Here is a 12365-nt window from a genome sequence, read left to right on the forward strand (position 1 = left end):
CGAGCAGGAGTGCGAGCTATGAACCGGTGCCGTCGACGATCCCACTCGTCGCCGTTGCGCGTACCTCCCCAGGCATGCGCGGCCGGTGTCCCCGCGGCAATATAAGCAGATCCGGGGCGTCGGCACAATACAATCCCGAACAAACCCGAGGAGTACGCCATGACCGGCACCGCTGCCACCGTCCATCCCTCCGCCGACATCGACGACGACGTCGTCCTGGGCGACGGGACCCGCGTCTGGCATCTCGCCCATGTGCGCGAGGGGGCACGCGTGGGCACGGGGTGCACGATCGGGCGCGGTGCCTACATCGGACCGGGCGTGGTCATGGGCGACTCGTGCAAGGTGCAGAACTCGGCGCTCGTCTACGAGCCGGCGGTGCTCGGAGACGGCGTCTTCGTCGGCCCCGCGGTGGTGTTCACGAACGACGAGTTCCCGCGCGCCGCCAACCTCGACGGCTCACCGAAGAGCGCGGACGACTGGCACGCCGTCGGTGTCACGGTGGGGAGCGGCGCCTCGATCGGCGCCCGGGCGGTCTGCATCGCGCCCGTCCTGATCGGCGCCTATGCGCTGGTCGCCGCGGGCGCCGTCGTGACCCGTGACGTGCCGCCGCACGCCCTCGTCGCCGGTGTCCCCGCGCGGCGCGTCGGGTGGGTCGGGCGGGTGGGCAGGCCGCTCACCCCCGCGGCCGACGGCGACGGATGGACGTGCCCCGAGACCGGCGAGCGCTACGCCCAGGACGGCGACGGGCTCCGTCTCGCCGACTGACTCAGCCCCACCCACCGCACCAGGCCTCGACGCGGGGCTCGCCGGCGAGCAGCTGCACGCCCGGAACGGCGACCACGTCTGACGGGAACAGGTCGTCGCGCCCCCAGCTCTCCGCCCGTGCCCGCGCCCGCTGCGCGGTGACGCGGATCGCGGGAACGCCACCCGCATCCGTCACCGTGCGCACGCCGATGCGCCCGGCCACGGCGGCGTCGACGGCGAGCCGCAGCCCCTCGCCCTCGACCCGCACCGGGCGGAGGATCTCGAGGTGCAGGCGCACCCGGTCGCACCGTCCGGCGCGCGCGGCGAGCTCGGCGGCGTCCACGGGTTCGGCTCCCGGGACGGCCGCGACGACCGAGTCGACGCTGACGAAGCTCTGCCCCGGTGTCGATCCCGGCGGCGGTGTCACCGCGACGTCGACGAACGCGGGACGGATGCCGCGGGGCCGCGATCCCGGCACGGGGATGAGGTCGACGAGGCGCAGGGTCTCGGCGTTGCGCCGGGCCTGGTCGCCGTCCGGGCGACCGGCGGCATCCGGCCCGTCATGCCAGGCCACGGCGCCGGGAACGTGCGCGAACACCGCTCCGCCGAGCCATGCGCGGTACGCCCACTCCCAGTCCTCGCCGCCGTACGAGGTGAAGGATTCGTCGAACCCGCCGACGGCGTCGAACAGGCGGCGGGAGCAGGCGAGCACCGCGCCGATGAGGTGCCGGTAGCTGCGATCGTCGGCGTCGAGCAGGTCGCGCGAGGCGCGGTACTCGCGCGCCAGCCACTCGGGTTCGTCGAGCTCGCGGCCGCCCACCGCCCCGCGGATGTCGGCCGTGGGAGCGACCCCGGAGAGGTCGGCGTGGCGGCGGCGTCCGACGGTCACCGCGTCGGGCGCGAGGGACGGCAGCCGGGTCAGTTCGCAGACGAACCCGGGCTCGGGCGTCGTGTCGGCGTCGAGGAAGACGAGCACGTCGCCCGTCGCGCTCCGCACCCCGAGGTTGCGTGCCGCCGCGAGCCGGAACCCCTGATCGGGCTGCACGACGAGGCGGACGCCCGGCGGCACCCTCGGGGCCTTCGCCGACCCGTCGTCGACGACGATGACCTCGAGCTCGCCGCTCGGAACGCGCTGAGCGGCGAGCGCGGCCAACGTCCGCGCGAGCTGATCCGGCTGCTCGTAGTGCGCCACGATCACCGAGACGCGGGTCGCCGGATCGCCCGGCACCCCGTCGAGGAGGTCCCAGCTGTTGCCGGGCAGAGCGATGCCGCTCATGCGGCGGCCCACCAGGCGAGGTGCGCGGCGGCGACGTCGTCGAGTGTGGGAGCGAGCGAGGCGCCCGAGGAGAGGCGGGTGAGCGACGGATCGGCCCAGGCCTCCGCGAGCCGGGCGGGGAGGGCGCCGGGCTCGTAGCGGAGGAGCGTTCCGGGTCGCAGAGCGTCCATCTCCGCGGCGTAACGCGACTCGACCACGAGGGGGCGGCGGCCCGCCTCGACCCAGTCGAGCATCGAGCGCGACGCCGACACGTGCTCGTGCGCAGCGAGGGGGATCCCTTCGCCGGCGAGCTCGCGGGCGAAGTCGTCGTCGGCGAGGAAGCCCGTCACCTCGACGTCCACGCCGCGCTCGGCCGCGCCGCGCGCGAGCTCCACGACATCGTCCTCATGCCCCCGTGACGGTGCGCCGAGGGCCCGCACCACGACGCGGCCGACCGGCGTGCCGCGTGCGGCGAGGAGGGCGGCGGCGTCTGCCGCCGCGCGGACGGCGGGGCCGTGACCCTTGCCCGGATAGATGAACCCCGCGATCAGCACGCGAAGGTCCCGCGCGCCCTCCGGCGACCGGTCGCCGGCCGAGGGCGACGGGGCAGCGGTCCGCGCCCCGAGCGCGATGGCGTGGGGTGCGGGCAGTCCGGCCAGGAACTCGGCCCACAGCAGCTGCTCATGCCTGCTGTTCACGACGACACCCTCCGCGGCGACCGCCATCCGGCGGTAGGCGCCCCGGCGGCGCTCGAACATCGTGCCGTCCGAGGTCTGCGGCACGTCGTGGAAGGTCAGCGTCAGGCGCGTGGCGGCGGCCCAGCGCTCGATCGTCGACGCGGCATCCTCGGGCGTCGACCCGAAGAGGCGATCGGTCACGTGGACGTGAACGCGGTCGGACTCGGCGATCGCGGGCTCGGCGTCGGCGACGGTCGGCGCGGCGACGGTGCGGGTGCGGGGATCGAGGGCTGCCACGGCGGATGCCACGTCGGCACCGTACCGGCGCACACCATGCCCGTCGGGTCCGAGCAGAAGGAGAAGGGGAGGCGGGGTCACTCGGCTCATCGTTACCGCCCGGCTCGGCTGCGGTCAAGCCCCCCGACCCGGGCGGATATCGAGCCTACGGTCGGGGCGGCGGCATCCGTCCAGAGAACCGGTGGCAGTCGCTTCCGGAGTTCCCGCCGGGCCGGAGCATCCGCCACCGAATCGAAAGGAGCGCCGTGGGAACGAGCACGTCATCGACCGTCATCGACGCCGCGGCCCTGCCCGACGCGATCACGATCATCTCCGTCCCCGCCGCACACCCGTACATCCGTCAGATCACCGCCGACCCGGGCGTGACCGTCCTGCCCGACCCACCCGTCGCGGGTGCGGCACCGGGAGTCTGGTGGCCGCCCGCAGCGCTCGACCCCGGCTGGATCGCGTCGCACCGCGCCGACGCCGACCTCCTCCACATCCACTTCGGCACCGAGTCGTTCGCCCCCGGTCACCTGACGGCCTGCATCGCCGCCGCTCACGAGGCGGGCTGGCCGGTCGTCTTCACGATGCACGACCTCGACCACCCTCAGCTCCGCGACAGCAGCGCGTACCTCGGTCAGGTGGCTGAGCTGGTCGGCGGCGCCGACGCGGTCACGACGCTGACGCCGGGCGCTGCGGCGGAGGTGGCGCGTCGCTTCGGCCGGGACGCCGTCGTCATCCCGCATCCGTCCGTTCTCGCGCGCGACGCGGTCGTGGCGCCGACGCCGGAATCCCCGGCCGTGCGGGTCGGCGTGCACCTGAAGGACCTCCGCCCGAACGTCGACGGACCGGCGACGGTGCGGGCGCTGGCCGGCGCCCTCGACCTCCTTCACCGCGACGGCTTCGATGTGCGGGCCGAGGTGCGCCTCCACCCGGCGGTCCGCGACGACGACGCGCGCGCGGAGGTCCGGCGCCTCGCCGCGCGCAGCGAGCAGATCACGCTCGTCGAGCACGAGCGCCTCACCGACGACGGGCTCGTGGGCGCCCTCTCGACGATCGACATCGCGGTGCTGCCCTACCGTCACGGCACGCACTCGGGCTGGCTCGAGCTGTGCTGGGACCTCGCGCTCCCGGTCGCCGCTCCGCAGGTGGGCTTCTACGCCGAGCAGCACGACGACGGCTCGGTCGCGACCTTCACGCCGGGTGACGCGGGATCGCTCGCCTCGGCGCTCCGCGCCCTGCTGCCCGCAGGGGCCGCCGCATCCGACCGCACTGCGACGATCGTGCGTCGACGCGCGTCCCGTTCGCAGACGGATGCCGTCGCCGCGGCGCGTCACGCCGAGCTCTACCGCCGACTGATCGCCGAGCGTCGCGCATGAGGGGCGCCGCTCCGCTCCGCATCGTGGTGATCGCGCCCCTGCGGTTCCCGATCCGCCGACCGCACGCGGGCGGGCTCGAATCCGCCGTCTGGGCCGAGGTCGAGGCCCTGCGCTCGCGCGGTCACGACGTCACCTTCATCGCCCCGCTCGGCTCCGACTTCCTCGGCGACGACGCGGTCTTCCACCTGCCCCGCCTGACGTGGCCCCAGGGCGCGACGTCGTCGGACGACACCTGGCCCGAGAGCTACCACTCCTCCAGCGCCCCGGCTCTCGGCCGCGCCCTCGATGCGATCGCCGCCCACCCCGAGCGCTTCGACGTCATCTCGAACCATTGCCTGCACCCCCTGCCGCTCCAGCGCGCGGCGACGCTGGGCGTGCCGATGGTGACGACCCTGCACACACCCGTCGACGAGGAGTTCGTCTCCGCGCATCGCGCGGCCGGCGACCGCGGCTCGGTGTTCCTCTCGGTCAGCGACCACACGCGCCGCGAATGGTCTGCCGCGGGCGTGCCCTCCGACCTTCTGCCGAACGGCGTCGACCCCGCGGCCTGGCCCCTGGGTCCCGGCGGCGACGGACTCGTCTGGTTCGGGCGCATCGTCCCCGAGAAGGCGCCGCACCTCGCCGTCGAGGTCGCGCGGCGCCTCGGCCGGCCGCTCACGATCGCGGGCCGTGTCGGCGACCGACGGTATGCCGAACGCGTGTTGCAGCCCCTGCTCGGGCATGGCGTCGCGCACGTCGGACCGCTCGGCCCGGCCGATCTCGCCCGGCTCGTCGGCAGCAGTGCTCTCGCCCTCGCGACACCCGCGTGGGCCGAGCCGTTCGGCCTCGTCGGACCCGAGGCGCTGATGTGTGGAACCCCGGTGGTCGGGTTCGCCGTCGGCGGGGTGCCCGAGGTCGCCGCCGGCGTCGTCGGGATGGACCTCGTCGCCGCGGGCGACCTCGACGCCATGACCCGGCAGGCCCGCGTCACGCTCACGCACGGGGCCGACCCGGAGTTCCGCCGCATGGTGCGTGCCGGAGCGGTCCGCCGCTTCGCCCTCGACTCCCGCATCGACGCGCTCGAGGCCGTCTTCGCCGGGCTGCGGCCCCTCTCCGAAGACAGCCTGAGCGCATGACCCGCATCGGCTGGTACGTCCACCATCACGGCCGCGGGCATCTCACCCGCCTCGCGGCCGTCGCTCCCCATCTCGACGCCGACATCGACTGCTTCAGCAGCCTCCCGGCTCCCGACGATCTGCCGCCCCGGTGCACGTGGACCCTCCTCCCCCGCGACGACGACGCCCGCGCGGGCGCTGCTCCTCCGACCCAGGCCGACCCGACGGCGAACGGCCTGCTGCACTGGGCCCCGCTCCGGCATCCCGGTCATCGTGAACGTCTTGCGGCGATCGTCGCCGCGACCTCCACGCGACCCTTCGACGCCTTCGTGATCGACGTGTCGGTCGAGGTGACGCTCCTGATGCGCCTGCTCGGTGTGCCGACAGTCCTGTTCACGCAGCCCGGCGCTCGCAACGACGAACCGCACCGGCTCGCCTTCACCGCCGCGAGCGCCGTCATCGCCCCGTGGCCCCGGGAGCTCCTCGCGCCCGCCCACCTCACGGAGCTCGGTGATCGGGTGACCTTCACCGGCGGTATCAGCCGGTTCGACGAGCGGATGCCGCCGGCGCCCCCCGCCCGCGCCTCCGACGACGTGCTGCTGCTGGCGGGAGGCGGCGGCGGCAACGTCCGCGCAGGCGACGTCGATGCCGCCGAGCAGGCCACCGGCCTGGCCTGGCGCGTACTCGGGCACCTGAGCGGCGACGGGCTCGATCCCGCCGCACCGCGGCGAGGCGAGTGGCGTGACGACCCGTGGGACGACCTCACGTCCGCAGGCGTCGTCGTCTCGTGGGCGGGACAGAATGCCGTCGCCGACCTGGCGGCTGCAGGGGCCCGGGCCGTGGTCGTCGCGCAGGACCGCCCGTTCGACGAACAGACCGCGACCGCCCGCGCTCTCGGCCGAGCCGGCCTCGCCGTCGCCCTGGAGGGGTGGCCCGCGGCATCCGACTGGCCCGCCCTCATCGACCGCGCCGCAGCGTCGACCCCGGCGTGGGAGCGCTGGGAGGTCACGGGTGCTGCCGGGCGCGCCGCCGATGCCATCGCCGCGGTCGCCGGGGGACGCGGGTGACGCCGCCCGTCGCGGTGGTGAGCCTCTGCTCGGCCGGCCGCGTCGATCACCTCCGGGTGCAGCTGGCAGCCGTCGGCGAGTCGGCCGACGCCCAGCGCATCGTCGTCTGGATCGGCGATGATGCGCCTCCCCCGCTCGAGGCCGAGGTCGTCGTGCGGGTGCCACCGGGCGCTCACGGGCTGCGGCTGGCCGCGGCGCGCAATGCCGGCGCGGCGGCTGCCGTCGCCGCCGGCGCCGAGGTGCTGGTCTTCCTCGATGCCGACTGCGTTCCTGCGCCGGCCCTCATCAGGCGCTACCGGCAGGCCGCCGAGCGGTTCCCCGGCGCGGTGCTGTGCGGCCCGGTGACCTACCTGCCCGAGGGTGTATCGGCATCCGCTCCGGCAGAGCTCAGCCCGGCGCCGCATCCGGCCCGGCCCGTGCCCGCCGACGACGAGGCGCGCGAAGCCACGGCGGCGGAGTATCCGCTGTTCTGGTCGTTGTCGTTCGCCCTGACCCCGTCGACGTGGGCCGCCGCCGCCGGATTCGACGAGGCGTACGAGGGGTACGGCGGGGAGGACACCGATTTCGCCTTCCGGCTGCGAGCCGGCGGCATCCCGCTCGTCTGGACGGGAGGCGCGCACGCGTTCCATCAGCACCACGCGACGTCGTCACCGCCCTGGCAGCATCTCGACGACATCCTCCGCAACGGCGCCCTGTTCGCAGATCGCTGGCACGAATGGCCGATGACCGGCTGGCTCGAGTCGTTCGCGGCGGCAGGGGCGATCGTGCGCGACGGCGACGGGTGGCGCCGTTCGGAGTGACTGTCCGCTCAGGCGGAGATCAGAAGCTCTCGCCGTCCCACGGGGTGGCGGTCTCGTCGTCGTCATCGTGACGCGTCTCGCTCGACGCGCTCGGCGGATGCAGGAGCGCATCGGCCCGCCCGAAGAGGATCATGAGCGACTCCTCGTCATCGATCTCGGGAGCAGGTCCATGGTAGGGCGTCGTGTGGAACTGGCTGGTCGGGCCGATCAGCATCGTCGACGTGGCGACGTCGCCGCGATCGACGATGGGAATGGTCACGAGATCGGACTGCTCGTTCGACGAGAGCGTCTGCGCATAGCGCATCACCGCTTCTGCCACGGCCTCCGTCGTGACGACGGAGGCGTCGGAATAGTGCAGGTTGAGCATGCTTCGATCGTGCTCGACCGCGCGCCTTAGCGGTAAGGGGTCGCGCCCGGGCCGTTCGGCTCTTACACTGCGTCTCGCACGCGCGAGCGGTGACGGATCCTCTCCGGGACCCGTCACCGCGTCGACCGTGGGGTCAGGCGAAGGTGGCCGCGTCGATGACGAAGCGGTACCGCACGTCAGACGTCAGCACCCGCTCGTACGCCTCGTTGATCTGGTCCGCGCCGATGAGCTCGGTCTCGGGGACGATGCCGTGCTCGGCGCAGAAATCGAGCATCTCCTGCGTTTCCCGGATGCCGCCGATCGCCGACCCGGCGAAGCTCCGGCGCGCCGGGATCAGAGCGAACGCCGGCACCGGCAGCGGCTCCGAGGGTGCGCCGACGTTGACGAGGGTGCCGTCGACGGCGAGCAGCGACAGATAGCGGCCGAGGTCGAGCTTCGCGGAGACCGTGTTGATGATGAGGTCGAAGCTGCTGGCGAGCTCGTCGAAGGTGTTGTCGTCGTTCGTGGCGTAGTAGTGGTCGGCGCCGAGGCGAAGGCCGTCCTCCTTCTTCGAGAGCGTCTGCGACAGCACGGTGACGTCGCAGCCCATCGCGTGAGCGATCTTCACGGCCATGTGACCGAGACCGCCCATGCCTACGACGGCGACCTTCGTGTCGGGTCCGGCGCCCCAGTGGTGCAGCGGCGAGTACGTGGTGATGCCCGCGCACAGGAGCGGAGCCACCTTCTCGATGTCGAGTGACTCGGGAACGCGGAGCACGAACTTCTCGTCGACCACGATGGCCTCGGAGTAGCCGCCCTGGGTGATCGTGCCGTCGGCCGGGTCGACACTGGCGTAGGTTCCGATATTGCCCTTGGCGCAGTACTGCTCCTCGCCGCGCTGGCAGTACTCGCACGAGCCGCACGAGTTGACCATGCATCCGACGCCGACGCGGTCGCCGACCTGGTGCGAGGTGACCTCGGAGCCGATCTCGGCGACGTGGCCGACGATCTCGTGGCCGACGACCTGGGGGTACTGGATCTCGCCCCACTCGCCGCGCACGGTGTGGATGTCGGAGTGGCAGATGCCGGCGTAGGCGATGTCGATGCGCACGTCGTGTGCGCCGACCTCGCGGCGCTCGATCGTGAGGGGGACGAGGGGGCCGGTGGCGGAGGTGGCCGCGTAGGCGTTGACAGTAGGCATGTTTCTCCTTGAGCGTGCGTCAGCCTCCATCATCCTCGCCGTCGGCTATGCGACAGCCCGACGGAGCGTCAGCGGGGCAGGATGGTGCGCGTCTGGCGCTCCACCTCGGCGAGGACCGCGTCGACCGAGAGCCCGGCGTTGACCGTGACGGCCATGCTCAGGAACATGATCGACGAGAGCACCCGGGCGAGCGCGGCCGCGGTGGCGGCGTCCATTCGTTCGCGGGAGCCGAGGATGCCGGCGAGGAGATCTTCCGTGCGGCTCGAGAGGGCGAGCGCTTCGCGGTGGTGGGGCTCTTCCGCATCGCCGAAGACCATCTCGCGCAAGTAGGTGCGCCCGTTGTCCACCTGGGTGCGATTGCATTCGACGACGGGCCGCACCACGGCCATGACGGCATCGAGCGTGGTCGCCGCCGCCGCGGAGTCCTGTGTGCCACGCTCGAGCGCCGCCTCGTAGAGGGAGTTCTGCACGAGCAGCAGTAGTTCGCCCTTCGTCTTGGCGTAGAGGAAGAGGGTCCCGGTTCCGATGTCGGCGCGGTCAGCGATCTCCTGCGTCGTGACATCGTCCACGCCGCGCTCGGCGAACAGCGCTGCCGCCGCCGCGGTGATGCGTTCGAGCTTGTCGAGCTTGTTGCGTTCACGGCGACTGAGCGACGGGTTCTCGTTGGCCATGCCGTCTCCTCGGAATGAAATATGAACACGCTCAGTTATGAGGATAGTCAGGAGTGTGCGCGCTCGGAAGTCTCGTCCAGTTTCCCACGCGTCCAGGCTTCCGGCCCGTCCGGTGGAGCGCGACGGCATCCTCTCCCTCAACAGAAAGATCGAACATGCCCTCCCTCTCTGGAGCAGTCGTCCTCGTCACCGGTGCGAACGGCGGCATCGGCACGCACTTCGTCACCGAGGCGCTCGCCCGCGGCGCCGCCAAGGTCTACGCCACGGCCCGCACACCGCGCGCCTGGGACGACGACCGGGTCGTCCCCCTCGCACTCGACGTCGCCGACCCGGCGTCGATCGCCGCGGTCGTCGCCGCGGCCCCCGACGTCACCGTGCTGATCAACAACGCCGGAGTGTCCCCGTCGAGCCCCGGCATCCTGTCGCACAGCGACGAGGAGATCCGCACCAACGTCGAGACCAACTTCCTCGGCCCGCTCTTCCTCACCCGCGCGTTCGCCCCGATCCTGACCCGGGCCGCCGGCGGCACCGTCATCGACATTCACTCCGGCCTCAGCTGGTACGCGGTGGCCGGCATCTACAGTGCGACGAAGGCGGCGCTGTGGTCGGTCACCAACTCGCTGCGCCTCGAACTCGCCCCCGCCGGCGTCCACGTCGTGGGTGTGCACGTCGGCTATGTCGACACCCCGATGGCGGCCGGCGTCGACACCGACAAGCTCGACCCGGCCTCCCTCGTCACCGCCGTCCTCGACGGCGCCGAGTCGGGAGACTACGAGGTGCTCGCCGACGACACGTCGGTCCAGCTGAAGGCCGCGCTCAGCGCTCCGCTCGAAGCCCTCTACCCCCAGCTGGTCCGTTCGGCCGAATAGTCCGCATCGCGACGACGCCCCGACCGGTCACACATCGGTCGGGCGCCGTCGCATGGGCGAGCGCTCGTCAGCGGGTCAGGAAGTCGACCGCGCGGGGAGCGAAGTCGGCGTGGTGCTGGAAGATCCCGCCGTGGCCGGAGTTCGGGTAGATGATCAGCTCGGACCCGGCGATCCGCCGGTGGAGGTCGTCCGAGAGCCGCGAGGGAACCATGCGGTCGTGGTCGCCGTTGGCGATGAGCGTCGGCTGCGTGATGACCGACAGATCCGACGGCGCCGACCGCCCGAACCGCTGGATCGCCTTCAGCTGGGTGCGGAGCGCCCCGATGCTCGCGTTCTCGTCGCGGTCGGTCTTCCGCTCCGCCAGCCGCCGGATGAACGCCTTCCCCGCGCGCGTGCCCTCTGCGTCTCGGGGGAAGAACAGGAACTCCTTGGGGTCCGACCGGGTGAGGGCGGCGCGGAGGATGTCGAGGTAGGTGACCCTCGCGACCTTGTCCATGTCCCTGCCGCCTCGGGGCCCGGTGCCCGTGAGCACCAGGCGGCGCACGAGAGCCGGGTGGGCGACGATCAGGTCCTGGGCGATCATCCCGCCCATCGAGAAGGAGAACACGTCGATCGTGTCGTGCCCGAGCGCGCGGATGAACTCGTACGCGTGGTCGGCGGCCACCTCGATCGTGTCGGCCACCGCCCCGGACGATGCCCCGACGCCCCGCTGATCGAAGGTGATGACGTGGCGGTGCGCGGCGATGGGGTCGACGATCCGGGGGTCCCAGTTGTCGAGCGTGGCCGCGAGGTGCACGAAGAAGACGACGGGGATGCCGCCGCGCGGACCCAGCTCGCGGTAGGCGTACGTCGCCCCGCCTGTCGTCACGGTCTTCGTCGGCGCTGTCGCGTAGGACGTGATGGTCGGTTCCTGCGGCGTGCTGTTCATGTCGTTGCTCCGAGAAGGGTCTGCGAGGGGTGGATGGTCACGGGATGCTGACGACGGCTTTGCCGCGGACGCCGCCGGAAGCAAGCGATGCGACGGCGGCGACGGTGTCGTCGAAGGGGTAGACGGCGCCGACGACCGGACGGATCGCACCGCTGTCGACGAGGGCGGCGATCTGCGCAAGCTGCTCGCCGCTGGCCCGCATCCACAGGAAGCGGTAGTCGACGCCCAGCCGTTTCGCCTGGGCGCGCACCTTGCGACTCAGCGCCGCGATGGCGAGCCGGACGAGCGGATTGAGTCCGGCTTCGCGGGCGAAGGCCGGGGTCGGCGGACCGGCGATCCCGATCGCGATGCCGCCGCGGCGGAGGATGCCGAGGGACTTCTCGAGGTTCGCGCCCCCGAGGCTGTCGAGGACGACGTCGAAGCCGCTGAGCCGCGACGCGAAGTCCTCCGACCGGTAGTCGATGACCTCGTGGGCGCCGAGCGCGCGGACGACGTCGGCGTTCGCGGCGCTGGCCGTCGTCGCGACGTGGGCGCCGAGGTGCGCGGCGAGTTGCACGGCGATCGACCCGACTCCGCCGGCGCCGGCGTGGATGAGCACCTTCTGGCCCGGCTGCACGTCGGCGATCTCGACCAGGGCCTGCCACGCGGTCAGCGCGACGAGGGGAAGCGAACCGGCCTCGGTCATGCTGATCGACGCGGGCCGCCGGGCGACGTCGCGCTCGTCGATCGCGATCCTCTCGGCGAAGGTGCCGATGCGGTGATCGCGGGGACGCGCGTACACCTCATCGCCCGGCCCGAGGCCGCGCACAGCGGAGCCGACACGGATGACGGTGCCCGCCACGTCGTGCCCGAGGGTCATCGGGACCGCGTACGGCAGAATCGCCCTGAACTCACCGGCCCGAATCTTCTCATCGAGCTGGTTCACTCCGGCTGCCTCCACGCGGACGAGGACGTCGCGCTCACCGACGGTCGGCTCGGGCACGTCCGCTTCGCGAAGGGGGGCCTTGTAGGTCGAGAGGACGAAAGCTCTCATGGTCTGCTCCTCGGTTGTTCTC

General features: G+C 72.5%; 13 protein-coding genes. 6 read left to right on the forward strand and 7 right to left on the reverse strand.

Translation table 11 applies throughout. The features are described from left to right. Positions 1-159: 159 nt before the first annotated feature. Positions 160-765: an acyltransferase gene (locus tag ACJJV7_RS02540; protein ID WP_405372109.1), complete on the forward strand. Its 606-nt coding sequence runs from the start codon at positions 160-162 to the stop codon at positions 763-765. A 1-nt stretch (position 766) separates the two neighbouring features. On the opposite strand, the gene ACJJV7_RS02545 is transcribed toward ACJJV7_RS02540, so the two are convergent. Together ACJJV7_RS02545 and ACJJV7_RS02550 are read right to left on the reverse strand one after the other, a co-directional pair. Beyond that, complete coding sequence (locus ACJJV7_RS02545) at positions 767-2020, reverse strand: glycosyltransferase family 2 protein (protein WP_405372111.1); 1254 nt, start codon at positions 2018-2020, stop codon at positions 767-769. Beyond that, complete coding sequence (locus tag ACJJV7_RS02550) at positions 2017-2985, reverse strand: hypothetical protein (protein WP_405372113.1); 969 nt, start codon at positions 2983-2985, stop codon at positions 2017-2019. Before ACJJV7_RS02550 ends, ACJJV7_RS02545 begins: the two co-directional genes overlap by 4 nt. A 233-nt stretch (positions 2986-3218) precedes the next feature. On the opposite strand from ACJJV7_RS02550, the gene ACJJV7_RS02555 reads away from it, so the two are divergent. The 4 genes from ACJJV7_RS02555 to ACJJV7_RS02570 are packed head-to-tail and all read left to right on the forward strand — an operon-like array spanning position 3219 to position 7295. Further along, positions 3219-4334 carry a glycosyltransferase gene (locus tag ACJJV7_RS02555; protein WP_405372115.1) on the forward strand — a complete coding sequence of 372 codons (1116 nt, stop codon included), beginning with the start codon at positions 3219-3221 and terminating at the stop codon, positions 4332-4334. Next, positions 4331-5449, forward strand: a complete 1119-nt coding sequence (locus ACJJV7_RS02560) for a glycosyltransferase (RefSeq protein ID WP_405372117.1) — start codon at positions 4331-4333, stop codon at positions 5447-5449. The genes ACJJV7_RS02555 and ACJJV7_RS02560 overlap by 4 nt, the downstream gene beginning before the upstream one ends. Beyond that, the gene (locus ACJJV7_RS02565) at positions 5446-6495 is read left to right on the forward strand and encodes a hypothetical protein (protein WP_405372118.1); all 1050 of its coding nucleotides are present in this window, start codon (positions 5446-5448) and stop codon (positions 6493-6495) included. Before ACJJV7_RS02560 ends, ACJJV7_RS02565 begins: the two co-directional genes overlap by 4 nt. Beyond that, positions 6492-7295, forward strand: a complete 804-nt coding sequence (locus ACJJV7_RS02570) for a glycosyltransferase family 2 protein (RefSeq protein ID WP_405372120.1) — start codon at positions 6492-6494, stop codon at positions 7293-7295. Before ACJJV7_RS02565 ends, ACJJV7_RS02570 begins: the two co-directional genes overlap by 4 nt. Before the next feature lie 19 nt (positions 7296-7314). Here ACJJV7_RS02570 and ACJJV7_RS02575 read toward each other — a convergent pair whose 3' ends face one another. The 3 genes from ACJJV7_RS02575 to ACJJV7_RS02585 form a co-directional block, all read right to left on the reverse strand. Continuing rightward, the gene (locus tag ACJJV7_RS02575) at positions 7315-7662 is read right to left on the reverse strand and encodes a hypothetical protein (RefSeq protein WP_405372122.1); all 348 of its coding nucleotides are present in this window, start codon (positions 7660-7662) and stop codon (positions 7315-7317) included. Between the two features lie 133 nt (positions 7663-7795). Next, positions 7796-8842, reverse strand: a complete 1047-nt coding sequence (locus ACJJV7_RS02580) for an NAD(P)-dependent alcohol dehydrogenase (protein WP_405372124.1) — start codon at positions 8840-8842, stop codon at positions 7796-7798. Positions 8843-8910: 68 nt separating this feature from the next. Then, a complete protein-coding gene (locus ACJJV7_RS02585; protein ID WP_405372125.1) occupies positions 8911-9513 on the reverse strand; it encodes a TetR/AcrR family transcriptional regulator in 603 nt (200 codons plus the stop codon). A gap of 155 nt (positions 9514-9668) precedes the next feature. Here ACJJV7_RS02585 and ACJJV7_RS02590 point away from each other — a divergent pair, with 155 nt between their 5' ends. Beyond that, on the forward strand, positions 9669-10382 hold the full coding sequence (locus ACJJV7_RS02590) for an SDR family oxidoreductase (RefSeq protein WP_405372127.1): 714 nt from the start codon (positions 9669-9671) through the stop codon (positions 10380-10382). A 67-nt stretch (positions 10383-10449) separates the two neighbouring features. Here the strand turns inward: ACJJV7_RS02590 and ACJJV7_RS02595 are convergent, their stop codons facing one another. Then, entirely contained in the window at positions 10450-11310 is an 861-nt protein-coding gene (locus ACJJV7_RS02595) for an alpha/beta fold hydrolase (RefSeq protein WP_405372128.1), read from the reverse strand. Positions 11311-11347: 37 nt separating this feature from the next. Beyond that, on the reverse strand, positions 11348-12343 hold the full coding sequence (locus ACJJV7_RS02600; protein WP_405372130.1) for an NADP-dependent oxidoreductase: 996 nt from the start codon (positions 12341-12343) through the stop codon (positions 11348-11350). Positions 12344-12365 lie beyond the last annotated feature (22 nt).

This window comes from Microbacterium sp. Ld4, assembly GCF_045066555.1.
GTDB lineage: Bacteria > Actinomycetota > Actinomycetes > Actinomycetales > Microbacteriaceae > Microbacterium.